This window comes from Salifodinibacter halophilus (assembly GCA_012999515.1).
In the GTDB taxonomy this organism is placed as follows: Bacteria; Pseudomonadota; Gammaproteobacteria; order Nevskiales; family Salinisphaeraceae; genus Salifodinibacter; species Salifodinibacter halophilus.
In genome coordinates, this window is sequence record JABEEB010000705.1 from 1 (window position 1) to 237 (window position 237).

The following is a 237-nucleotide window of genomic DNA, read 5'->3' on the forward strand; positions in this document are numbered from 1 at the left end:
CAGATCCGCTACCTGGCGCCGCTGTTCGGCGACCTGGAAGTGCAGGCCGAACTGGCCGCCGACGCCGACTGGAGCCTGTTCGTGCAGACCCTGCGCGGCCGCGGCCGCGCCCGCACCGGCCTGGTCGCGCGCGCGCTGCTGCCCGAGGGCGGGGTCGCGACCGAGTTCACCGCGCGCTACGTCGCGATCCTCAAGGCCTGAGCCGGCCCGCGCCTGACGCGGCGCGGGCGTGCGGGT

Annotated in this window: 1 protein-coding gene; it reads left to right on the top strand. The window is 76.8% G+C overall.

Annotated features, from left to right (window positions below; genetic code table 11):
- Positions 1 to 201: thioesterase (locus tag HKX41_13380; GenBank protein NNC25126.1), on the top strand; the 201-nt coding region annotated here is incomplete at its 5' end.
- Positions 202 to 237: the final 36 nt, after the last annotated feature.